This window comes from Bacteroides sp. MSK.20.82 (genome assembly GCF_019052485.1).
Classification (GTDB): domain Bacteria; phylum Bacteroidota; class Bacteroidia; order Bacteroidales; family Bacteroidaceae; genus Bacteroides; species Bacteroides thetaiotaomicron.
The window spans coordinates 22,440-47,132 of sequence record NZ_JAHQUN010000042.1; the positions used below are offsets into that span (position 1 = coordinate 22,440).

Sequence of the window (24,693 nt, forward strand, 5' to 3'; positions counted from 1 at the left end):
CTAAAGTTTATTAATATGATTATTTATTTCCTTTCTCTTTCTTCATGCGCTTCCAGACTTCTTTGAGCATTTGTTCGCCTTCCTCCGTTTGGTTAGGTCTGGACAGCAGATCCAGAATGATGTCCTCGCTGATCGGATGGGCACTTTCACTGTTGTACTTGAAGAAGTCGTCTATCTCGTTATGCATCAGACTGAGAATACTCAGTTTCTCTGTGACGTCTGCATAGTTGGGATCAATCCGGTATGACTCTTCAAAACAGAGTTTGGCTTGATATAAGTACTCTGCGTCCGAATAGGCCGAAGCTACCAAATACCACATTTCTGCACTCGGTTCCATCACCAGTGCTTTGTCAAAAGCCTTGACTGCCTTTTTTTTCTGACCTTCCTTCATGTAGAGTTTACCTTCTGTCAGATGGATACCGGGATCATCCGGCTGGATCTTTTTGGCTTTTTTACATAACAGATGCGCTTCCTCATGCTTGCCTAGTTGGGAGGCGGCTACAGCTTTGTTGGTATAAGTATCTATCAATAGAGGAGAGTTGCCGGCTCCGTCTGCTACAAAACGGTCGATGACACGTTGGTAGCAATCGTCTGCTTCTTGCCATGCTCCTTTGTTGGAATATGCCATCCCCAAAAACATGTAACCCATTTCGGGAGGAAAGGCTTTGTATTCTATCGCCTTTGTATAATTCTCAATGGCGGCATCCGAATTGTTCAGATAGAAATAGCAATGTCCGCGGTAAGCGTAGGCTTCTCCAAACGTCTCGTCGGCAGCCAGTGCAAAGTCACAGGCTTCGATTGCTTTTTCGCTGTCTTCAGCTGCAAAGCGGCATTTGGCAAGTCCCACCCAGTAACTGGCATTGTAAGGGTCCATATCAATCAGTTGATTGTAATAGGTCGATGCGGCTTCGAGTTCATTGGTGCCTGCGAGATAGTCTGCCATGACAGCTATGAAATCTTCTTTTTTACCGAATCGGGGGGTACCTTTATCCAACCATTCCTTGGCGGCTTCGGGGTATCCCATATCCATATAGAGATAGATGATGTTAATAATTGTTTCCAGTTCATCCGTATCTTCTATGGTATCTAATGTGCTTCGGGCTGCTTCCAGTTGTCCTTCGTTCAGCAGAAGTTCCGCTTTCAGCATTTTTACATCAGTAATATAATCATCTGTGATGCTTTCTGCTACTTTTTTCGCCAGAGGTATTTTACCGGTATCAAGATAAAGATAGGCCTGCTCTACCAGTAGATCTGTGCTGTCGGGATGCAGGTGGAGGCCGTAAGTTATGACCTCTTGCGCTTCGTCGAATTTCCGTTCGGCAGCGTATCGGTCAGCAATGTCGGCTAGTTGGTCTCCGTCCAGATAGAGTTGTCGGTTTTCTGCTTTTGCCGTTTCATATTGAGCGATTAACTCGTTTAGTTCTTTATTTGCGGACGGTGAATTTTTTCTCCCCATTCTGATTTATTTTGATTTGAATAAAGCAGCGCTAAAAAGATGTTTAGGCACGGATTACACAGATTGAAGCGGCTTGTAAGTTACGTGAACTCTTTAAATCCGTGCAATCCGTGTAATTCGTGCCTGAATAATATCATAGATTTATTCTTTATTCGGCTTTTGGCACTGCCTTTTTATGTTTAAGTAGCCTGTGAGGGCTGAATTTTATTTATTGATTTTGCCCCAGGTATCCTTTAATCCTACCGTGCGGTTGAATACAAGTTTCTCCGGAGTCGAGTCTTTGTCGATATTGAAATAACCGATGCGTTGGAATTGCAGGTATGAGAGCACAGGCAAGGTTGCCGCAAACTTCTCGATATAGCAATTCGGCAGAACTTTCAAAGAATCCGGATTGATGATTTCCTTCATTGCTTCCAGAGCTTCGCAGTTCTTTGCTTCACGGATGGCAGCCAGTTCGTCGCGTGGGTTTTCTACTTTCCACAGACGGTCGTAGAGGCGTACTTCTGCTTGCAGGCAGTGGTTGCAGCTTACCCAGTGGAGCGTACCTTTCACTTTGCGGTTGGCATCCGGCATACCGCTGCGGGTGTTCGCGTCATATTCACAATATACTTCTGTGATTACGCCGTTCTCATCCTTCTTGCATCCGGTACATTTTACGATGTAAGCGTTTTTGAGGCGTACTTCCTGTCCCGGAGTCATGCGGAAATATTTCTTGGGCGCGTCTTCCATAAAGTCTTCGCGTTCCATCCATAATTCACGGCTGAACTCGATCATGTGGCTTCCTGCTTCCGGATCTTCCGGATTGTTGATAGCTTCCAGTTCCTCCACTTGTCCTTCCGGATAGTTGGTGATGATGAGTTTCACCGGGTTGATGACAGCAGATACGCGGGTAGCACGGCTGTTCAGATCGTCACGTACGGAGCTTTCCAGCAATGCGATATCGTTCAGGGCATCGTAAGTCGTATAACCGATTTTATCGATAAATTTATGAATAGATTCCGGAGAATAACCACGACGGCGGAAGCCGCAGATAGTCGGCATACGGGGATCGTCCCATCCGTTCACCAATCCTTCTTTTACCAGCGTCAGCAGGTTGCGTTTGCTCATCAGCGTGTAGCTCAGGTTCAGCTTGTTGAACTCAGTCTGACGGGGACGGTTGTCGTTCAGATCCTTACCTTCTTTCAGCCAGTCGATGAAGAGATCATAGAGCGGACGGTGTACCACAAATTCGAGCGTACACAGAGAGTGGGTTACTCCTTCGAAGAAGTCACTCTGTCCGTGGGCGAAGTCGTACATCGGATAAGCCTTCCAGGTAGTACCTGTGCGGTGGTGCGGATGCTTCACGACACGATAGATGATCGGGTCGCGGAAGTGCATATTAGGATTGGCCATGTCGATTTTGGCACGGAGTACCATAGCGCCTTCTTCTATCTCACCGCTGTTCATCTTCTTGAAGAGTTCCAGGCTTTCTTCGATTGGGCGGTCACGGTACGGGCTGTTCACACCTGCTTGCGTGGGAGTACCTTTTTGCTGGGCAATCTGTTCAGCTGTTTGCTCGTCGATATATGCTTTTCCTTCCTCGATGAGGCGGATGGCGAAGTCCCATAATTGCTGGAAATAGTCGGAAGCGTAGTATTCGTTTCCCCATTGGTAGCCAAGCCATTGAATATCTTCTTTGATGGCTTCTACGTATTCCACGTCCTCTTTGGTCGGGTTTGTGTCGTCGAAACGAAGGTTACATACACCGCCATGTCTGGCAGCGATGCCGAAATCAAGGCAAATAGCTTTGGCATGACCGATGTGAAGGTATCCGTTCGGCTCGGGCGGGAAGCGGGTCTGCACTTTTCCACCATTTTTACCTTCCTTCAAATCCTTCTCTACTGCCTGTTCAATAAAGTTCAGGCTTTTCTTATCGCCTGTGTCTTCGTTTTTAATATCTGTCATAACGTTAAAATGTTAACTCTATTTATAGGCTACAAAAGTAGGACATTTTTTTTATTTTACTGGAATATAACCGCTCTTTTTTATAATCTCCTGTCCTTCGGGCGAAAGAATGAAGTTGATCAGAGGAGCTACCTGCTCTTTGTTCTTCACATTATAATAGTAATAAAGGGGGCGGACAATGGGATAAGTCTTGTTCGTTGCGTTCTCCACTGTCGGGGCGGCGTAGTGGCTTCCGTCATACGAAACGGAAAGCGTTTTGGTGCGGGGAGATACGTATGCCAGCCCGACGTACCCGATGGCTCCCTTCGTCTGGCTGACGGACTGGATGATAGCACCTGTGGCGGGCATGGAAAGGCTGCCTGCCATATAGTTCTTGTTTTTCAGCACGTTTTCCTTGAAGAATTCGTAAGTTCCCGAAGAGGTTTCGCGGGAATAGACAACTATTTTGCGGTCGTCTCCGCCCACTTGCTTCCAGTTGGTGATTTTTCCACGGAAGATATCTTCCAGCTGCTGGCGGGTGAGCTGTTTCACCGGATTGGAAGGGTGCACCACTACGGCAAGGGCGTCGTAGGCTACGATCACCTCGTCCACCTCTTGTCCGGCTTCTTTGGTTTTCATCTTTTCGCTGAATTTGATCGGACGGGAAGCCATGGCAATATCCGTCGTATTATCCATCAGTGCGGAGATGCCGACCCCGGTGCCTCCTCCGGTGACAGTGACCCGCGCATCCGGATGCTGATTCATAAATCGCTCTGCTGTTTGTTGGGCAACAGGCAATACGGTGTCGCTGCCTTTGATACGCTGTGCGTTGGCGCTGAGAGACAGAAGGGAAAGGGCGATTAATAAATTTCTTCTCACTTTCATAATTATTCTTTTTATTGTTGGTGCAAATAAAACAATCACATATTACATTTTTGTTTCAGATAAGGGAGAAATAATGTTTGTAACACAAATGTAACAGCATTGAAATACTTCCTTCAAACGTTAGTCACACCTCCTTAATAAGGAGTTGCTTTCTTTGCATCAGAAAACCAATAGGTATGAAGAAGATTTTTGAGAAAATAATAGAAGGAATTCTGACTTGTAGCGGTTTCGTAACAAGTATTACAATCCTGCTGATTGTGCTTTTCCTGTTTACGGAGGCTTTCGGGCTGTTCAATAGCAAGGTGATTGAAGAAGGGTACGTGTTGGCTTTGAACAAAGGCAATAAGGTAAATACGCTGAGCCCTGCTCAGATAAAGGACGTTTTCGACGAGGAGATAACGAACTGGAAAGAACTCGGTGGGGAGGATCTCCCTATCCGGGTTTTTCGTTTGGAAGACATCACGGAGTATTATACGGAGGAAGAACTGGGTCCGGCTTACGAGTATGCCGGTGAAAGAATCACGCAGTTGGTGGAAAAAACGCCCGGTATCGTGGCTTTTGTTCCGCAGAAATTTATAGTACAGCCCGATGCGGTGCATTTTATCAAGGATAATACCATTTCGGTAAAAGATGTCTTTGCGGGTGCCGAATGGTTCCCTACAGCTACTCCTGCCGCCTTATTCGGATTTCTGCCGTTGATAGCGGGTACTTTGTGGGTGAGTCTGTTCGCTATACTTTTTGCGCTTCCGTTCGGGCTTTCGGTATCTATCTATATGTCTGAGGTCGCCAATCCGAAGGTGCGTAACTGGCTGAAACCGATTATTGAGCTGCTGAGTGGTATTCCTTCGGTGGTTTATGGCTTTTTCGGCCTGATCGTTGTTGTTCCGCTGATTCAGAAATTCTTTGATCTGCCGGTAGGGGAGAGCGGTTTGGCAGGAAGTATCATCCTGGCTATCATGGCGCTGCCTACTATCATAACGGTTACCGAAGATGCCATGCGCAATTGCCCGCGTTCGATGCGGGAAGCAAGTCTGGCGCTGGGAGCTTCGCAGTGGCAGACTATATATAAGGTCGTGATTCCCTATTCGATCTCCGGAATCACTTCCGGCGTGGTGCTGGGCATCGGACGCGCTATCGGAGAGACGATGGCAGTATTGATGGTAACGGGTAATGCCGCAGTGATACCGACAACAATTCTCGAACCGCTCCGTACGATTCCGGCAACGATTGCGGCGGAACTGGGAGAAGCTCCGGCAGGCGGACCGCACTACGAAGCATTGTTCCTGTTGGGTGTCGTACTGTTCTTTATAACATTAATCATCAACTTTAGCGTGGAGTATATCTCTTCTAAAGGAATAAAACGTAGCAAGTGATATGGAAATACGAAGTAATAATAAAGCGAAACACCGTTCTCAGAGGCTGGCTTTCGGAATTTTCCGGTTGTTGAGTCTCTGCATAGTGTTGATTTTGTTTGCGATTCTCGGTTTCATTATATATAAGGGAGCGGGCGCTATCAGTTGGGACTTCATCACTTCGGCACCTACGGACGGGATGACCGGCGGAGGTATCTGGCCGGCTATTGTCGGTACTTTCTATCTGATGGTTGGCAGTGCGCTTTTCGCTTTTCCGGTGGGAGTGATGAGTGGAATCTATATGAATGAATATGCTCCGAAAGGGAAGCTGGTACGTTTTATACGAGTGATGACGAATAATCTGAGCGGTATTCCTTCTATCGTTTTCGGTCTGTTCGGTATGGCGCTGTTTGTCAATTATATGGGCTTCGGTGACAGTATTCTGGCGGGTTCTTTGACGTTAGGTTTACTTTGCGTACCTTTGGTTATTCGTACTACAGAGGAGGCGTTGAAAGCGATTCCCGACAGTATGCGTGAAGGAAGCAGGGCATTGGGGGCTACCAGATTGCAGACGATCTGGCATGTGATTCTTCCGATGGGGATGCCGAACATCATTACAGGATTAATCCTTGCTTTGGGACGTGTTTCAGGCGAGACGGCACCGATTCTGTTTACCTGTGCCGCTTACTTCCTGCCGCAGTTGCCGACGAGCATTCTGGACCAGTGTATGGCGCTGCCGTATCACCTGTATGTGATTTCGACCAGCGGAACGGATATGGAAGCGCAGTTGCCGTTGGCTTATGGTACGGCTTTGGTACTGATTGTGATTATCCTTTTGGTTAATCTGCTGGCAAATGCATTGAGAAAATATTTCGAGAAAAGAGTAAAAACGAATTGATAAGTATATGGATACAATAAAAATAGATGCGCGTGATGTAAACTTCTGGTATGGTGATTTTCACGCTTTGAAGGGGATTAGCATGGAGATTGAAGAAAAGTCTGTAGTTGCCTTTATAGGACCGTCAGGATGTGGCAAATCGACTTTCCTTCGTCTTTTCAACCGGATGAACGACTTGATTCCCGCTACCCGTCTGGAAGGTGAAATCCGGATTGACGGGCATAATATTTATGCCAAAGGGATGGAAGTGGACGAGCTTCGCAAGAATGTGGGCATGGTTTTCCAGCGCCCTAACCCTTTCCCGAAAAGCATATTCGAGAATGTCGCTTACGGGCTTCGCGTCAATGGAGTGAAAGATAACGCTTTCATCCGCCAGCGGGTAGAAGAGACGCTGAAAGGGGCTGCGCTTTGGGATGAGGTGAAAGATAAACTGAAAGAGTCTGCCTATGCTTTATCCGGTGGACAGCAGCAGCGTCTTTGCATTGCCCGTGCCATGGCGGTATCTCCTTCGGTACTGTTGATGGATGAACCGGCTTCCGCGCTCGATCCTATTTCTACGGCCAAAGTAGAGGAACTGATTCATGAACTGAAGAAGGACTATACAATCGTGATCGTAACTCACAATATGCAGCAGGCGGCACGTGTCAGTGACAAGACGGCTTTCTTCTACTTGGGAGAGATGGTAGAGTATGGTGATACGAAAAGGATATTCACCAACCCTGAGAAAGAGGCTACCCAGAATTATATCACAGGACGTTTCGGCTAAGCGCCACCGGAGTGTTTGTGAAAAACGAGAATATTAATCATTTATATATATATAGACTATGGTAAAGTTTATAGAATCGGAACTCATTCTATTGAAGAAAGAAGTGGATGAAATGTGGACACTGGTGTACAATCAGCTTGACCGTGCAGGGGAAGCAGTCATGACACTTGACAAGGAACTGGCACAACAGGTAATGGTTCGCGAACGTCGGGTGAATGCCTTTGAACTGAAGATCGACAGTGATATAGAGGATATCATTGCATTGTATAATCCGGTGGCGATTGATCTCCGATTTGTGCTGGCAATGCTGAAAATCAATACGAATCTGGAACGTCTGGGGGACTTTGCAGAAGGGATAGCCCGTTTCGTTATTCGCTGTAAAGAACCGGTGCTGGACGCCGATCTGCTGACTCGTCTGCGTTTGGGAGAGATGCAGGCAGAGGTATTATCCATGCTGGAACTGGCAAAACGTGCCTTGAACGAAGAGAACATTGAAATGGCAACGGTGGTATTCGGCAAAGATAATCTGCTGGATGATATCAATGCGGAAGCCACAGGCATCCTGGCAGATTACATCCGCGAACATCCGGAGACGGCGCATACATGTGTTGACTTGGTTGGTGTGTTCCGCAAACTGGAGCGTTCGGGCGACCATATTACTAATATAGCCGAAGAAATAGTCTTCTTTATTGATGCGAAAGTCTTAAAACATAGCGGAAAAGTGGACGAAAACTACCCGAAATCGTAATTTTTTGCATGTTTTTAAACAAAAATTAGGGCTACTTAGAAAATAATCCTATATTTGTCCCTTGTAACGGACAAGTTATGGGCGGTTTTGCGTCAAATGATAATAAATCCAAAGAAATTTCAAAAAGATGTTATATGACATGTTTTATAATTTGGAGAGTATCAGTAAAAGCGACTATATTTGCACCGTTATCCTGAAAACAATCTTTTTACCTTAAAAAAAAACTAATACCTATTGAAAACTGAAAAATGGAGCTTTGTGAAAAGCCCCATTTTTTTTTGCTCTTATTTTTTAAGCTCCTTCCTTATTTGTATCTTTGAGCCGTACTAAAATAAATAACATTATGTTTTCTGGAATCGTAGAAGAGTACGCTACTTTGGTAGCACTGGTGAAAGACCAGGAGAATATACACTTTACATTTAAGTGTTCGTTTGTAAATGAGCTGAAGATTGATCAGAGTATTTCTCACAACGGAGTATGCCTGACGGTAGTGAGTCTGACCGATGATACGTATACGGTAACTGCCATGAAAGAAACGCTGGACCGTTCGAATCTTGGTTTGCTGAAAGTGGGCGATAAGGTGAATGTAGAGCGCAGCATGATGATGAATGGCCGACTGGACGGACATATCGTGCAGGGACACGTAGACCAGACTGCTACTTGTGTGGAAATCAAGGATGCGGAAGGAAGCTGGTATTTTACATTTAAATATGCATTTGATAAGGAAATGGCGAAACGTGGTTATATCACGGTAGACAAGGGTTCGGTGACTGTTAATGGTGTCAGTCTGACGGTATGCAATCCGACGGATGATACTTTCCAGGTAGCTATCATACCTTATACTTACGAATATACCAACTTTCATACATTTGAAATCGGTAGCGTAGTGAATATCGAATTTGATATCATCGGTAAATATATCAGCCGGATGATTCAGTATAGATAATTAAAAAATAGATGTCTGATGGATTTTCTGCAATTGGTACTGTCTCGTCAGAGTGACCGGGCGTATGATAAAGAGCGCCCGGTAGAAGCAGAGAAGCTGGAGCGCATTCTGGAAGCTGCTCGTCTGGCTCCTTCTGCCTGCAATGCGCAGCCATGGAAGTTTGTGGTCGTGACGGACCATGAGCTGGCTTCAAAAGTGGGGAAGGCGGCAGCCGGACTTGGCATGAATAAGTTCGCCAAAGATGCCCCTGTACATATTCTGGTTGTAGAAGAGTCTGCTAATATTACATCCTTGCTTGGAGGAAAAGTAAAAGGCAAGCATTTCCCGCTGATTGATATTGGAATCGCTGCTGCTCATATCACATTGGCTGCAGAGAATGAAGGACTGGGTTCCTGCATCTTGGGCTGGTTTGATGAAAAAGAGATCAAGGAATTGACAGGTATTCCTGCTTCTAAACGTTTATTGCTGGATATTGCAATCGGGTATCCGGTGAAAGAGAAACGAAAGAAGATGAGGAAGCCGAAAGAAAAGGTCATTTCTTATAATCAATACTAATTGAAAAAAGATTACTCCTTGGACTTGCCGGAGTAGATATACAGTAAAAAGCCTCGTTGGTTTAAAAGGAAGAGGTCGTTCCTTTAAAACCAACGAGGCTTTCCTTTAAAACCAACGGCCTGTTTCTTTTAAAGGAAAAATCAAGAGTCTTTAATTTCTTGATTATGAGGTATTTGCCTAAATATGGTTCTCAAAATTGAGAATTGGTAAAAAACAAAGACGTTTATGGGAATTTCTATAGGTCTTTCAGTAGCACTTTACTTGCCTTCTTATAGTATTCTTCTCTGGATTCAGTCAGTACTTTCCATTCGTCATTAAACTCCTCATCCTTGTCGATCTTGAAGTTTTCGGACCCATAAGTATCCAGTCGGTCGAGCAAGATGGCTACATTCAGCTGGTTAATATCCATAGAGGGTTGGTAACCAATATCTTCACTCTTTTGGTCGGACACTACTTCATGGATCAGGTCTATTTCTTGTAATTGATAGAGTACCTGATTAGTCAGCCGGATAGGGATTTGATGCTCTTCCGATATCTCTGCTGCTGTATAAGGCGGTTCATTCTTTTCGAAACGTTTGGCGATAAGCGACATGATCAGGATAGAGATAAAGTCCCGGTAACGTCTGCTGATGTTGCGGGTATCCTGATCGAAGCTAAAGCTGCGGATATTTTGTCCGGCATACGTCAATTCAGCTCCGAACAGACAGATGGTCCATGAGATTTGCAGCCAGAGCAGAAACAAGGGGAGAGCGGCGAAGCTACCGTAGATAGCATTGTATTTCGATACCCATAACTGGCTGTTGATATACAGGAACTGGAAAGCCTGATAAGCGGAACCTGCGAGGATACCTGCAATCAGAGCGTGCTTGAATTTTACTTTCGTGTTGGGCATGAAGATATACAGCCCTGTAAACATCAGCCAAGTCAAAACAAATGGGATAAGGCGGATCATGAACTTCATGACGGGAGCCAGTAAAACGAAATCGTCCATCTGCTTCAGAACGGTACTCACAAACAGAGAAAGACCGCCCGATACCACAATCAGAATCGGCATGAGCAGGAACATGGAGAAATAGTCCGTAATCTTCCGGTACATGGAACGCGCTTTCTTTACTTCCCAAATACGGTTGAAAGTGATTTCGATATTGCTCACCAGATTGATCACGGTCCATAGTAACATCACCAGACCTACCCCAATGAAAATACCGCCTTTGGTTTGCGAGAGGTAGGAGTTGACGAAAGAAAGAATAGCTTCCGTCGTTTCTATATTTCCCCCGAAGCCGCTCCGAAACTGGTGCTCCATCAAATTATCAAATCCGAATCCGCGGGCCACGGCGAATAGGATGGCGAGTATAGGCACAATAGCAAGCAGTGTGCTGTATGTCAGTGCTGAGGCCTTGTTTGCCATCCGGTCTTTAGTAAATCGGTTGATGCAGAGATAGATGGTTTTGATAATATTGTAGAGCGAGAATTTCGTTCTAGTCACTTCATCTTCCGTGATGCGCCAGATGTCATACGTGATGAATTTCCATATATCGGTGATTTTCTTCTTCATGGCTCAGAATTTTAAAAAAGCAGTTTAAAAAAGAAAAAAAGCAGTCAGCCTGTAAGCCGAGTTCTGTACCTTATAGATATAAGGTGCCTGTCATTTATCTGAGTGGCGTGTCACCACGACACTTTAGCGGTCTACCCTCCGACATGGAGCGAGCAGCTCTCATAACGCCGGTTTACATGACCTTACAACTCCTAAGACGTACAGCCCGTATGTCGCCATACGACTGGTAGGCTCTTACCCTACCTTCTCACCCTTACCTCTCCCCGAAAGGAGCGGCGGTTATTTTCTTCTACGTTACTCTACCCTTGCGGACAGCTTTCTGTTAGGAAGTAGGATGCTCTGTGTTGCCCGGACTTTCCTCCTGCGCGAAACGCGCACGCGACAGACCGGCCAACTGCTTTAGACTGCAAAAATACGTCATTTATTTTGTTTTAGCCAAAGAAAGTGTCACAAATAGAAATAATTTCTACCTTTGCTATCATTAAATCATGATTCAATGAAGAAAAATATCCTTTTTTTCTATTGCTTGCTGGTAGTAGCGGTAGTTAGTCTGAAAGCTCAGGAAATACGCCCCATGCCTGCTGATTCGGCTTATGGGGTAGTACATATTTCTGTTTGTAATATGCGCGATGAAGGTAAGTTTACGTCCGGGATGAGTACGCAGGCGCTGCTTGGAATGCCGGTCAAGGTATTGCAATATACCGGCTGGTATGAGATTCAGACTCCGGATGACTATACGGGATGGGTACACCGGATGGTGGTTACTCCGATGTCGAAAGAGCAATACGATGAATGGAACCGTGCTGAGAAGATCGTAGTGACTTCCCACTACGGATTTACGTACGAAAAACCGAATGATGACTCTCAGACCGTATCGGATGTCGTTGCCGGCAACCGTCTGAAGTGGGAGGGGAGCAAAGGGCGCTTTTACAAAGTGTCTTATCCCGACGGTCGCCAGGCATATATATCCAAACATATTTCACAACCCGAAACGAAGTGGAGAGCTTCATTGAAACAGGATGTCGAAAGCATTATTCAAACCGCCTATACAATGATCGGAATCCCCTATCTGTGGGCGGGAACTTCTTCGAAAGGAGTCGATTGCAGCGGTCTGGTCCGGACAGTGCTTTTTATGCACGATATAATCATTCCGAGAGATGCGTCGCAACAGGCTTATGTAGGCGAACGCATTGAAATCGCTCCTGATTTCTCCAACGTGCAACGCGGAGATCTCGTCTTTTTCGGTCGCAAAGCCACAGCCGACCGCAAAGAAGGCATTTCGCATGTCGGCATCTATCTGGGCAACAAACGCTTCATCCATGCCTTGGGAGACGTACATATCAGCAGCTTTGATCCCGAAGACGAGTACTACGACGAGTTCAACACCGGCCGTCTGCTTTTTGCCACCCGCTTCCTGCCTTATATAAATAAGGAGAAAGGTATGAATACCACTGACCATAACCCTTATTATCTATATGACTAATCATTATCCATTATCAATTATCCATTCAACAAATGCCAAATAGAAGAGATTTCCTGAAAACGGCCGCCTTTGCAACTTTAGGCTCCAGAATAGCTGTCAGCCAGGCATTGGCGGGAGAATCTGTAGCTTCCACCATTCATATAAACAAACAGGGTATGGGAGGAAAGATGAAAATGACTTTTTTCCCTTATGAGTTAAAGTTGAGGCACGTCTTTACGGTAGCCACTTATTCGCGCACCACCACACCCGATGTGCAGGTAGAAATCGAGTATGAGGGAGTGACCGGATATGGAGAGGCGTCAATGCCCCCTTATCTTGGGGAGACGGTGGAGTCGGTGATGAACTTCCTTAAAAAAGTAAATCTGGAGCAATTCAGTGATCCTTTTCAGTTAGAGGACATTTTGTCATACGTTGACAGTCTGTCTCCGAAAGACACGGCGGCAAAGGCAGCGGTAGATATTGCCCTTCATGATTTGGTGGGAAAGCTGCTGGGAGCTCCGTGGCATAAGATATGGGGATTGAATAAGGAAAAGACCCCTTCCACCACCTTTACGATCGGTATCGATACGCCCGATGTGGTTCGTGCCAAAACAAAAGAGTGTGCAGACCGGTTTAATATATTAAAGGTAAAGCTGGGAAGAGACAACGATAAGGAAATGATAGAGACGATCCGTTCGGTGACAGACCTTCCGATTGCCATAGATGCCAACCAAGGATGGAAAGACCGCCAATACGCGCTCGATATGATCCATTGGCTGAAAGAGAAGGGGATTGTGATGATAGAGCAGCCCATGCCGAAGGAGCAACTGGATGACATAGCCTGGGTGACGCAGCAAAGCCCTCTGCCGGTGTTTGCCGATGAGTCGTTACAGCGTTTAAAGGATGTGGCCGCTTTGAAGGGCGCATTTACGGGAATCAATATCAAACTGATGAAATGTACCGGTATGCGTGAAGCATGGAAGATGGTGACGCTGGCGCACGCTTTGGGAATGCGCGTGATGGTGGGCTGTATGACGGAGACTTCGTGTGCGATATCTGCCGCCTCGCAATTTTCTCCGGCGGTCGATTTTGCTGACCTCGATGGTAACCTGCTTATCTCCAACGATCGCTTCAAAGGGGTAGAAGTGGTGAAGGGGAAAATCACCTTGAATGACTTACCCGGAATCGGTGTCATGAAAATCTGATCTTACTGAATGAATGTCAGACTGTTAAAGCCATCTGACATACAACGAATGTAAATTTGTCAGTTGCTGTCGTTAAGCGCTGTTAAGCCTCAAATATTCTCTGTTAAAAGAGGACAAAAAAGAGTGACAAGTAGAATAAGTGAACGATATTTGTTATTATTTTAACGTCGTAAAAGTTAAAACAATGTCGAATATTAACATTTTAAAGAATTATAAATCATGAAACAGACAACAAAGAACATTCTGGGAGTAGGAGCTATTATTCTTCTTAGCTCAGGAGTTGCAGGATTGACAACTTATAAATTGTTGCAATCCAATGATGCTGCCAAGGAGACATCTTTTAATGAGATGTTCCAGCAGAATCCCAATGTCAAATTGGCTGCTTTTGACGCGGTAAACGCTCAACCGGTTGACTTGACACAAGCTGCGGAGAATTCGCTTCATGCTGTCGTACATATAAAGTCTACTCAGGAAGCTAAAACAAGAACCGTTCAGCAAGCACCGGATATTTTTGACTTCTTCTTTGGAGACGGACGCGGACAGCAGCGTCAGGTACAATCCCAGCCTCGTGTTGGCTTTGGTTCCGGAGTCATCATTTCTAAAGACGGATATATCGTGACCAACAATCACGTAATTGAAGGTGCCGATGAGATCAGTGTGAAACTGAATGACAACCGTGAGTTCAGAGGACGTGTGATCGGTACTGACCCGAGCACAGACCTTGCTCTGATCAAGATTGAGTCGGAAGATGATCTGCCTACTATTCCGGTCGGAGATTCCGAAACACTGAAAGTAGGAGAGTGGGTACTCGCTGTAGGAAACCCTTTCAATCTGAACTCTACAGTGACAGCAGGTATCGTAAGTGCCAAAGCCCGTACTCTGGGAGTATACAATGGTGGTATTGAATCTTTCATCCAGACAGATGCCGCTATCAACCAAGGGAATAGTGGTGGTGCACTGGTGAATGCGAAAGGCGAACTGGTAGGTATCAACTCCGTGTTGTCTTCACCTACGGGAGCATACGCAGGATACGGCTTCGCTATTCCTACCAGCATCATGACTAAGGTAGTTGCCGACCTGAAACAATACGGAACGGTACAGCGTGCCCTCCTTGGCATCAAGGGAGCTTCTTTGGGCAGCAGCATCATGGAAGATCAGAGTCCTATCGATAAGTCCGGTACTACACTGCGTGATAAAGCGAAAGAATTTGGCGTGGTAGACGGCGTATGGGTACGTGAAATCGTTGATAACGGTTCGGCTGCCGGTGCTGATATCAAGGTAGACGACGTCATTGTCGGTGTGGATAACAAGAAAGTACATAACTTTGCCGACCTGCAGGAAGCATTGGCTAAACACCGTCCGGGCGATAAGGTAACTGTGAAACTGGTTCGTGCCAAGAAAGAAAAGTCAGTCGAAGTGACGCTGAAGAACGAACAGGGTACTACCAAGATCGTGAAGGAAGCTGGTATGGAAATTCTGGGTGCTGCATTCAAAGAACTGCCGGATGATTTGAAGAAACAGCTGAATCTCGGCTATGGTCTGCAAGTGACAGGCGTTTCTTCCGGTAAGATGTCAGATGCAGGAGTTCGCAAAGGTTTCATCATCCTGAAAGCTAACGACCAGCCGATGCGTAAAGTTAGCGATCTGGAAGAAGTGATGAAAGCCGCTGTTAAGTCTCCGAATCAGGTATTGTTCCTGACCGGCGTATTCCCGTCCGGCAAGCGCGGATACTTTGCAGTAGACCTGACTCAGGAATAAGTTATAAATTAAGGTAAGAAGATTGTAGGATAAGCTAATGAAATAGAAAAAGGATGCCGTCACACAACTTGTCGGCATTCTTTTTTGTTTTATTAGTTGAAAATATAGTGAAAAAGTTGCCTAAATATGTATGTTAACAAATTATTTGTCGTAACTTTGCACTCCAAATCTGTTTTTAAAGAATGAGACAACTAAAGATTACCAAAAGTATCACTAACAGAGAGAGCGCTTCTCTTGACAAGTATTTGCAGGAAATCGGCCGTGAGGACCTGATTACAGTCGAGGAAGAAGTGGAACTCGCTCAGCGCATTCGTAAGGGTGACCGTGTAGCATTGGAAAAATTGACACGTGCCAATCTTCGTTTCGTCGTATCTGTGGCTAAGCAGTACCAGAACCAGGGTTTGAGTTTGCCTGACTTGATTAATGAAGGCAATTTAGGACTGATCAAGGCCGCCGAAAAGTTTGATGAAACACGTGGATTCAAGTTTATCAGCTACGCTGTATGGTGGATTCGCCAGTCTATTCTGCAAGCATTGGCAGAGCAGTCGCGTATTGTTCGTCTCCCGTTGAATCAGGTAGGTTCGCTGAATAAGATCAGCAAAGCCTTCTCAAAGTTCGAACAGGAAAACGAGCGGCGTCCGTCTCCCGAAGAGTTGGCAGATGAACTGGAAATTCCGGTTGACAAGATCTCTGATACGCTGAAGGTATCCGGCCGTCATATTTCGGTGGATGCGCCTTTCGTGGAAGGAGAAGACAACAGCCTGCTGGATGTGTTGGTAAACGACGATTCGCCTATGGCGGACCGCTCTCTGGTTAATGAGTCTCTTGCGAGGGAAATTGATAGAGCTCTTTCTACGTTAACCGAACGCGAAAAAGAAATCATACAGATGTTTTTCGGTATCGGACAACAAGAAATGACATTGGAAGAAATCGGCGATAAGTTTGGCCTCACACGTGAGCGCGTTCGTCAGATTAAAGAAAAAGCAATTAGAAGACTAAGACAAAGTAATCGTAGTAAATTGCTCAAATCCTACTTGGGATAAGTGAGGAATATCAGTTTCTGAAAAAAAGAATTAGGGGTCGCATAAGCTACACTTCTTGGAGTAATCATCTGAAGAATGTACTTATGCGACTTTTTATTTAGCCGTTATTCGTCAATACTATACTATGCACCATTTTATGAAGAAGTCTGCTCTGATATTATTCACGCTTGTTGGTTTGGGCATTGGCATCGTAGCCAAGGCCGAACAACCCTTGCGGGAAAAGGCCCTTGCGGCGAAAACCTATTGCGTAGAGAAAGGATTTAATACGAATTATTGCTTTCTGATAGATTTCAGCATTCCTTCCGGCAAGAAACGTTTCTTTGTCTGGGATTTCAAAGGCGATTCCATCAAATATTCAAGTCTGTGTGCTCATGGATATGGCAAGGAGAGCACGCCGAAGAAACCGGTATATAGTAATGTGGAAGGCAGCTATTGCTCTTCTTTGGGGAAGTATAAGGTAGGAATCCGTTCGTATAGTAAATGGGGGATTAATGTACATTATAAACTGCATGGATTGGAATCGACCAACAGCAATGCTTTCAAGCGTTACATTGTGCTTCATTCGTACACTCCGGTACCGACTTTGGAGATATACCCCATGCATCTTCCATTGGGGATCAGTCAGGGATGTCCTGTGATCTGTGATGACGTGATGCGGAAGGTCGATGCGCTGCTGAAAGCCGAGAAGAAGCCCGTGTTGCTATGGATATATGAATAGAAATACTAAATCTTAATGATAAATAGATGATATTTCCTCTTTTTTGTTACCTTTGCCACAATTAAAAATTTATGATATGAAATACGTAAAAATACTATTTGCAATGGCACTTGTGTTGACAATGTGCTCGGCTTTCTCTTTAAAGAAAGACCACTCAAAAACAGTTTATGCCTTCGGAATTGCCGCTTCCTTTACGGATACAGTCGTGTATTTTACGGATATTCAAATATTGGATAGCGCAAAGGTTAGCAAGGAAGGTTTTCTGACTCATCGTGATCTGTACAGCTATCAGCTGAAGAATTATGTGGAAGATAACGGACTGCAACAGAATAGTACCTGTATGATCTATTTCTCAGAAAACAGGAAAAAACTGGAGAAAGAGGCAACGAAGATTCTGAGTAAATATAAAAGGAACAGGAATACCACAGTAACACGGATTGATACTGATAAATTCCACTTTATAAAACCGGAAGAGTAAAAGATTAATTGTTAATATGATAGGAGATGCAGGTTTGCATCTCTTATTTTTTTATCTTTGCAGCCGTAACTAATTGGTAATCTAATGAAAAAGATTAAAATATTATCCCTTCTCATGGGTTTGGCTGCGTTGTTTGCAGCTTGTGAGAATAATGAAAACGAAGGTCCTGAAGGACCCGAACCACGTGAGCAGGTAGGACGTACAGTGTTGGTTTATATCGTGGGGGATAATGGAGTCAGTGAGTTATCAAGCCTTTTTAAAGTCAACTTTAGCGATATGAAGGCGGGTATGGAAGAGGTTGATTATTCCAAGTGTAATTTGGTTGTTTATAGTGAGATGGTAAATGACGTTCCTCACTTGATTTCATTGAAACAGAAGAATGGTAAAGTAGTGGCCGATACTCTTTTTACTTATGATGAACAAAATCCGCTGGATAAGGAAGTTATGGCCAGTGTTATTTCCCAAACAGTTAGTTATTTCCCGGCAGATAGTTATGGGTTTGTATTTTTGTCTCATAGCTCTTCATGGGTGCCGGCCAGTAATAATGCGAACTCTCGCTCCATCGGATATTATCGTAGGACTCAGATGAATATACCGGATTTCCGTGAAGCATTGTCCTCTGCTTTTCCAAAACCATTAAAATTCATATTGTTTGACTCATGTAATATGCAATCTGTGGAAGTCGCCTATGAACTTCGTGACTGTGCCGAATATTTTATTGGTTCTCCTACGGAGATTCCGGGACCGGGTGCACCTTATAAGGCAGTAGTACCGGAAATGTTTACTGAAACAAATTTGGCGACGAATATAGCAGAGGCGTATTATGGATATTATGAAAAATCTTATACAGGGGTTGCTCCTGTTAGTAATGAGAATTGGACGGGAGGAGTTGCTACTTCTGTGATAAAGAGTGCGGCTTTGGATAATTTGGCAGCAGCAACCAAGACAATCATTCCTAAATATATTCAAGAGAAAAGGGAAGTAGACCGTAGTGATATACTAGCTTATGATTTTAACGATGACGCTAATTATGATTTTGAAAAACTGATCCGAAATTTGACAGGTGGAGTAGATAATACGGATTATCGGTCTTGGTATACAGCCTTTGAAGCAGCTGTTGTATATAGGAAAACAACTCTCAAAAACTATTCCGGTATCATTCATAGAATGTTTACTATGGAAGGTTCGGAAGGACTTTCTACATATATACCTACTGGCGCAAGCAATTCTACTATGAATACTTTCTATCGTACTTTGTCATGGTACACTGCTGCCGGATGGGATGGAACCGGATGGTAAGAATAAAGTCAGAATAAAAAGAAAGTGTGCCGCCCTGAAGCAGCACATTTTTTTTATCTCCCCCCTACAACCATTCATACTCCTTCCTCGCAACCTCCGGACACTTGATTCAGACATCCGCACTTAACTGATAATGCCCTACGATTTTCGCCTGTGGAAATAACAGTTTCAGTTCTCCTAATATCCGTAGTAGCGTTTCTTTTTGTTACGTCGCCGTGTATTCATTGGTGCTACCCCCTCCGGGTTTCTCGTCAAGTTTCGGAGAATCTTCGTTTTCTTCCTCAGCATCCGCTTTGTAGAGAGAATATTTCATCACCTTACACATATGTTTTATTAAAACGCTGCAAAGGTAAAAATCGTTTGCAGGTGTGGAAAAACCGTGAAGCACCGCATTGGTAATAAGGGTAAGGAGAGTACATTCCTTTTTATTTCGACAAAAAAATCGGTTGAACATTGTGTAGGGTAGTTCATTTTATATAGTTTATGGCGAAAAAAGAATCTCAATTATGAACTTAAAAAGAAAGGATTATATGAAACAGCATAGCTTTACAGACTTTGTTTACGAAGTTATTGGCGAGTTGCGGCAAGAGAACCGTTTTGCGACGGCCTATATCTATCACTATGCCTTGCAGGCATTCACCGCTTCTGTAGGTGGTGGCAAAATATTTTGGGGAGGACTGAACCGAAGAAGCTTGTGTAAATTTCAATATTATCTGGAGAAAGAGCAGAAGAGTTATAACACAACTTCTACTTATATCCGTGCGCTGCGTGCTATTTATAACCGTGCGGTAGATCGTGGGGTTGTGGCGGGAGAATGTCGCCTGTTTGTCAATCTCAAAACAGGGGTATCTTCCGAACATAAATTGGCATTAACTGCCGGGCAGACGAGCCGGTTGCTGGGTGATGTTGTTGACGGAAAGTATTCTTCCGGCAGACTCTCCAGTCCTGTACTCCCTCCGGAGGTGTACCGGGCGCAGGACACAATGCGATTGATGCTGTTGCTGCAAGGGATGCCTTTTGTAGACCTTGCTCACTTGCGCAAAGTGGATTTGAAAGGGGACCTGCTGATATGCCGACGCCAAAAGACGGGTACTGAACTTTGTGTCAAGCTTATGCCGCAGGCACGTCAGCTTATCGAACGTTATAGGAGCCGGGAAGAATCTTCGCCCTATCTGTTGGATATCCTTACTCCCACTTCTTTCGATAGAGAAGCTTTTGATGATTATCGCCGTTGCTTGCGTAAGCTGAACTTCAACCTTTCGAGACTACCCGGACTGATGGGAATGGAGGAGGTAAAAGTCAGTTCCTACACGGCACGCCACACTTGGGCTACACTTGCCAAATATTGCCAGGTTCCCGAAGAGGTGATTTCCGAAGGACTGGGACATTCTTCACTTGAAGTCACACGGACGTATCTCAAGAGTTTTGAAGGGGAGGAACTTAATCGGGCAAATATAGTCGTTAATAATTACATAATCACAGGGGAAAAGAGAATGTGGAATGAAGCTTAAGATGCTGTTACTTCGTAAGTAACAGAGAGTTATCGATGCTGCAAAGATATAAGAATTTTAATAAAAAATATATTATTTACAAAGTTATTTTCATTAGATCACTAAAAAAGTTTCGACACAAGGCAAAAAACAAGGATAGGGATACATACTAGTTGCAAGAGTTATGAAAACGCATATAACTTTTTCTTCCCACTTTGAAATGAATAAAGCGGAATACACTGCTATTTGTCTTTCTTGACTTAAATAATCTGTTGATAATCAGGATTATGGTAGAACTGCGCTCTGTTCTGTCATAAAACAAGTTTCTGTTACTTACGAAGTAATTTTCGCCTATACAAACGGACAACTTAAGTATAATGAAGCAAAAAAATAAATTCATAAAAGAGCGTCTTAAGCACAAACAGGAGCAGCTTTCCATGCAGGCAATCAGACAGGAACGTCTTAACCGTACCATGCAAAATACCAAAGATGATATTGATCAGCTCATCTATGCCCTTCACGAACTGGAAGAAGCCGAAAAAGGTAATCATAAACGTCATACTATTCCTTATAATGAAGTCTTCAGTTTCTTTACGCGCATCTGCCGTCTGTTCGACTATCTTCAACACCGTTGCCATAAATATTTTAATTACCGGCTGACCTGCCTTGTGATACACGCCCATTACCGATTTCGCAGCCGGACACGGGCACCCGGTCGTGAGTATCTTAGTCCCGGAACCATACTTACCTATTTCAAGCATGAATGGGAAATGGTTGTATAACTTCGAACTTAAAATAATCATTGCATTTATAACACTTCTTTTTTCTTAGGGATCTGATAGCGATTTACATTATTAATTAATAACTAGAGAATATGGGAAAATTAAAACATTTAGGTATGTCACTCCTCTTGGCAACAACATTTTTCAGTTGCGGAGATGACTATGACGACACTGCTTTGCGCAAAGATGTGAACGACCTTAAATCGAGAGTAGAAAAACTGGAATCATGGTGCAGCACTACCAATACACAGATCAGCGCCTTGCAGGGACTGGTTTCAGCATTGGAACAGAATGACTATGTGACCGGAGTTACTCCTATTGTAGAAGGATCAGTAGAAGTGGGTTACACTATCACTTTCACTAAAAGCAAGCCCATCACCATCTATCACGGCAAGGATGGTAAGAACGGTGCTGACGGTATAAACGGTGTCGACGGCATCACCCCTCTTATTGGTGCGGAGAAAGATACCGACGGTATATATTATTGGACTATAAAGCTCGGTGATGCCGATTCTGCATGGTTGACTGATGTTGATAACAATAAAATACCTACTACCGGTAAAGATGGAGAAAATGGAAACGATGGTGAACCTGGAAACAATGGTGAGCCTGGTAAGGATGGTGAGCCCGGTCATTCTCCCGTTATCAGTGTAGATACGTTTGAAGGCAAACTGTACTGGAAAGTAGATGATGAATGGTTACTGGACAGTAATAGTAATAAAGTGGCTGCCACCGGTGAAAAGGGAGATACCGGTTCCGCTGGGAAAGACGGGGAGAAAGGTCCGCAAGGTGAGCAGGGGGATTCTGTTTTCAAAAAAGACGGTGTGAAAATAGAAGACGGCAAAGTGATCTTCACATTAGCAAATGGAAAGGAATTCACGCTTCCGATGCTAGTTGACGGCCTCGCTGTGGGTATTGGTGGCAGCGATTTGTTCTATGCATCGCCTTCAGACAATTCTATAGATGTCACTTTTGCTTCTACTATGAAAGAGGAAGATTATAAATCCATTGTTGCTACTATTACGAATGGTAATGAAGCAGACTGGATTATTAAAAGTCGTGGTGCGGTAGATACATGGAAAGTAGCAGTAACGGAACCGACTTTCACCGGCACAGACGGAACATATACTCCGGGAAGTGCAAAGATTACTATTACCCCTCCGGCAAATGTCAAACTGTCGGATACAGCTCTATTGACGGTGACAGTGACTGACGCTAATGATGGTACAATATCAGTTTCGAGAGAAGTGAAATATTTTGATGGTGAGATAGTGGCATGTACCGGAGGTGATTTAAGTATCAAAGGATTGGATACATCTGTGAAAAGACTGGCCCTAAAGGGCTCTATTACGGTAGAAGATTTTAAATATATCAGAGAATCATTAACTGCACTTGAAGTGCTGGATATTTCGATGACCGACTTGACTGAACTGCCGGATCGTGCATTACGTTTCGGTGGTGATACACCAAACACTTCATTGAAAGCAGTCAGACTGCCTTTATCTATGAAAACTATCGGTTATGCAGCTTTCACTAATTGCAGAGCATTGACAAGTATTGATACTGAGAATGTGGAAATCATAGGTGAATGGGCATTCGAACAATGCCGCGGTTTGGTGGAAGTGAAATTGCACGACGGATTGAAAGAGATTCGTAGACAAGCCTTCAATAACTGTATTTCACTGACATTGATAGATATTCCAGGTAGTGTAACAGATTTGGGCAAAAATACAGAAGTATCTACGTCACAGTATGAAGGTTGGGTGTTTGAAAACTGTACGAACTTAAGTACGATCACTTTGCATGAGGGTTTGAAGAAATTATATGTCTCAACCTTTTCTCGTTGTGGAGTCGTATCTATCAATATACCTACGACAGTAACAGATATCCCTGACTATGCTTTTCAGGAATGTCAGAATCTGGAGCGCGTCACATGGCATAATGGTATCACTCAGATAGGGGAGGCTGCATTTTTAAGATGCCGTTCATTAAAGGCTATTACTATTCCTACAGGAGTAACAGTACTCAGGAATAATCTATTTGATGAATGTGCGAATTTGCAGTATGTGACATTACATCATAATATCACTGAGATACAAGTAAGAGCTTTCTCTTATTGCACTTTACTTAAGTCAGAGTTTTTCCCTTACGAAGATGCTTATATAGATAGAGCAGCACTCCCCAATGCACTGCAAACTTTAGGAGCAGGTGTATTTACGGATTGTAAGAACATGGAAAGTATTAATATGCAACGTACACAGGTGAAAAATATACTCAGGAATACATATTCCGGATGTAGTGGTATAACTACCTTCTATTATCCGAATGTAGTAGAAACAATCGGTGAGTTTGCTTTTTCAGGTTGTTCTGCGTTAGTGGGATCTTTTTTCCCGGCTTCATTAACATCCATTGAAACAAATGCATTCCACTTATGTACGAAAATGAGCCAAGTTTACTGTTTGGGAAGTACTCCACCTACGCTTGGTACGGCTGCTTTTGATTCTTCTCTAAAATCAATAAGTACACTATTTGTGCCAGAGGCTGCGATTTCGGCATATAGTAGCAGTAGTTGGAATCCCTATTTTAAAGAAATAAAGAAAGATTTACTCCATCCATAAAATTCAGAAATTCAAATGATAACCAGGTTCCGTTGCTTTTCTTGGCAAGAAAGGTGGCGGAATCTTTGTTTTGTTACACTGTTCCGGCAATTCGATATAATAAAACTTAAACAGATTCTTCCATTTTTTTTATTATCTTTTTTATTCCATACGTTTGTAAATGGCAAGCTTTTCCGCAAGTTTGTATATTATTCACGCTCACTGATTCATCGATATTAATTTTGTAGTCGTGATTTTTATCTATTCAATCCTTTACTCACGCGTGAATATATATTAATGTATAAAGAAAATAGCTTTTACAATTACAGTAGAAAAAGATACTCTACAATATCATTGTCAATCAGGTGGTTACAGAAAAGTTTCAAAAAAGTGGTAGAAAATAGTCAGATATATTTGGATTGTATAGCAAAACCTCGTACTTTTGCACCCGCTTTCCAAGAGAGGGACGGCCTAACAATTGACATTCTGCTAAAGTTTAAGGCTTCAGAAAATAAAAACAAAAAAACTTCGAAAAAAGTTTGGAAGTTATCTGAAAAGGTCCTTATCTTTGCATCCGCTTTCGCTAAGAAAGCAGCGCGACAGAAGTCACGTTAGTTCTTTGAAATATTGATAAACAATACAAGTAGTACAAGAAAAAAATAGAACCGTCAATACTTGTCTTATATGTAGTAATATGTATGAGTCATAAGGTATTAATGAAGTCAATAAATTGTACGGCATCCTGAACAGAGCAAGAACCAGCAGCAATGCTGATTA

At 43.8% G+C, this 24,693-nt stretch carries 20 protein-coding genes and 1 other RNA gene; 16 read left to right on the top strand and 5 right to left on the bottom strand.

All coding sequences use genetic code 11. The annotated features are described in order from the left end of the window. Positions 1-19 precede the first annotated feature (19 nt). The 3 genes from KTR07_RS22275 to KTR07_RS22285 form a co-directional block, all read right to left on the bottom strand. Positions 20-1,456, bottom strand: coding sequence for a tetratricopeptide repeat protein (locus KTR07_RS22275; protein ID WP_008764957.1), 1,437 nt, complete (start codon positions 1,454-1,456; stop codon positions 20-22). Positions 1,457-1,660: 204 nt separating this feature from the next. Next, positions 1,661-3,400, bottom strand: coding sequence for a glutamine--tRNA ligase/YqeY domain fusion protein (locus KTR07_RS22280; protein WP_054960075.1), 1,740 nt, complete (start codon positions 3,398-3,400; stop codon positions 1,661-1,663). Positions 3,401-3,451: 51 nt separating this feature from the next. Further along, positions 3,452-4,264: a PstS family phosphate ABC transporter substrate-binding protein gene (locus tag KTR07_RS22285; RefSeq protein ID WP_008762446.1), complete on the bottom strand. Its 813-nt coding sequence runs from the start codon at positions 4,262-4,264 to the stop codon at positions 3,452-3,454. Between the two features lie 176 nt (positions 4,265-4,440). Between KTR07_RS22285 and pstC the strand changes: the two genes are divergently transcribed. The 6 genes from pstC (at position 4,441) to KTR07_RS22315 (ending at position 9,529) form a co-directional block, all read left to right on the top strand. Then, positions 4,441-5,637, top strand: a complete 1,197-nt coding sequence (gene pstC, locus KTR07_RS22290) for a phosphate ABC transporter permease subunit PstC (protein WP_061473072.1) — start codon at positions 4,441-4,443, stop codon at positions 5,635-5,637. 1 nt (position 5,638) lies between these two features. After that, on the top strand, positions 5,639-6,514 hold the full coding sequence (gene pstA / locus KTR07_RS22295; protein ID WP_008764959.1) for a phosphate ABC transporter permease PstA: 876 nt from the start codon (positions 5,639-5,641) through the stop codon (positions 6,512-6,514). Positions 6,515-6,521: 7 nt separating this feature from the next. Next, entirely contained in the window at positions 6,522-7,280 is a 759-nt protein-coding gene (gene pstB, locus KTR07_RS22300) for a phosphate ABC transporter ATP-binding protein PstB (RefSeq protein WP_008764960.1), read from the top strand. Between the two features lie 58 nt (positions 7,281-7,338). Continuing rightward, on the top strand, positions 7,339-8,028 hold the full coding sequence (gene phoU, locus KTR07_RS22305; RefSeq protein WP_008764961.1) for a phosphate signaling complex protein PhoU: 690 nt from the start codon (positions 7,339-7,341) through the stop codon (positions 8,026-8,028). Positions 8,029-8,371: 343 nt separating this feature from the next. Beyond that, on the top strand, positions 8,372-8,974 hold the full coding sequence (locus KTR07_RS22310; RefSeq protein WP_008766638.1) for a riboflavin synthase: 603 nt from the start codon (positions 8,372-8,374) through the stop codon (positions 8,972-8,974). An 18-nt stretch (positions 8,975-8,992) separates the two neighbouring features. Continuing rightward, on the top strand, positions 8,993-9,529 hold the full coding sequence (locus tag KTR07_RS22315; RefSeq protein WP_008766637.1) for a nitroreductase family protein: 537 nt from the start codon (positions 8,993-8,995) through the stop codon (positions 9,527-9,529). A 235-nt stretch (positions 9,530-9,764) separates the two neighbouring features. On the opposite strand, the gene KTR07_RS22320 is transcribed toward KTR07_RS22315, so the two are convergent. Both KTR07_RS22320 and rnpB read right to left on the bottom strand, forming a co-directional pair. Next, positions 9,765-11,084, bottom strand: coding sequence for a YihY/virulence factor BrkB family protein (locus KTR07_RS22320; RefSeq protein ID WP_008766636.1), 1,320 nt, complete (start codon positions 11,082-11,084; stop codon positions 9,765-9,767). Between the two features lie 36 nt (positions 11,085-11,120). Further along, positions 11,121-11,482: RNase P RNA component class A (gene rnpB / locus KTR07_RS22325), an RNA gene on the bottom strand. Between the two features lie 98 nt (positions 11,483-11,580). Between rnpB and KTR07_RS22330 the strand changes: the two genes are divergently transcribed. The 10 genes from KTR07_RS22330 to KTR07_RS22375 all read left to right on the top strand — a co-directional run bounded on the left by KTR07_RS22330 (position 11,581) and on the right by KTR07_RS22375 (position 23,937). Continuing rightward, positions 11,581-12,567, top strand: a complete 987-nt coding sequence (locus KTR07_RS22330; protein ID WP_008766635.1) for a C40 family peptidase — start codon at positions 11,581-11,583, stop codon at positions 12,565-12,567. Between the two features lie 32 nt (positions 12,568-12,599). Further along, positions 12,600-13,751, top strand: a complete 1,152-nt coding sequence (locus tag KTR07_RS22335) for a dipeptide epimerase (RefSeq protein WP_008766634.1) — start codon at positions 12,600-12,602, stop codon at positions 13,749-13,751. Positions 13,752-13,970: 219 nt separating this feature from the next. Further along, positions 13,971-15,509 carry a trypsin-like peptidase domain-containing protein gene (locus KTR07_RS22340; RefSeq protein WP_008766633.1) on the top strand — a complete coding sequence of 513 codons (1,539 nt, stop codon included), beginning with the start codon at positions 13,971-13,973 and terminating at the stop codon, positions 15,507-15,509. 182 nt (positions 15,510-15,691) lie between these two features. Then, positions 15,692-16,552 carry an RNA polymerase sigma factor RpoD/SigA gene (locus KTR07_RS22345; RefSeq protein WP_008766632.1) on the top strand — a complete coding sequence of 287 codons (861 nt, stop codon included), beginning with the start codon at positions 15,692-15,694 and terminating at the stop codon, positions 16,550-16,552. Between the two features lie 136 nt (positions 16,553-16,688). Further along, positions 16,689-17,270, top strand: coding sequence for a murein L,D-transpeptidase catalytic domain-containing protein (locus KTR07_RS22350; RefSeq protein ID WP_008766631.1), 582 nt, complete (start codon positions 16,689-16,691; stop codon positions 17,268-17,270). Between the two features lie 76 nt (positions 17,271-17,346). Continuing rightward, complete coding sequence (locus tag KTR07_RS22355) at positions 17,347-17,748, top strand: hypothetical protein (RefSeq protein WP_008762460.1); 402 nt, start codon at positions 17,347-17,349, stop codon at positions 17,746-17,748. Between the two features lie 84 nt (positions 17,749-17,832). After that, on the top strand, positions 17,833-19,047 hold the full coding sequence (locus tag KTR07_RS22360; protein WP_032813323.1) for a clostripain-related cysteine peptidase: 1,215 nt from the start codon (positions 17,833-17,835) through the stop codon (positions 19,045-19,047). 530 nt (positions 19,048-19,577) lie between these two features. Next, on the top strand, positions 19,578-20,558 hold the full coding sequence (locus tag KTR07_RS22365; protein WP_008766627.1) for a site-specific integrase: 981 nt from the start codon (positions 19,578-19,580) through the stop codon (positions 20,556-20,558). 356 nt (positions 20,559-20,914) lie between these two features. Continuing rightward, entirely contained in the window at positions 20,915-21,319 is a 405-nt protein-coding gene (locus KTR07_RS22370) for a hypothetical protein (RefSeq protein WP_008762464.1), read from the top strand. A 92-nt stretch (positions 21,320-21,411) separates the two neighbouring features. Then, a complete protein-coding gene (locus tag KTR07_RS22375; RefSeq protein WP_217315509.1) occupies positions 21,412-23,937 on the top strand; it encodes a leucine-rich repeat protein in 2,526 nt (841 codons plus the stop codon). Positions 23,938-24,693 lie beyond the last annotated feature (756 nt).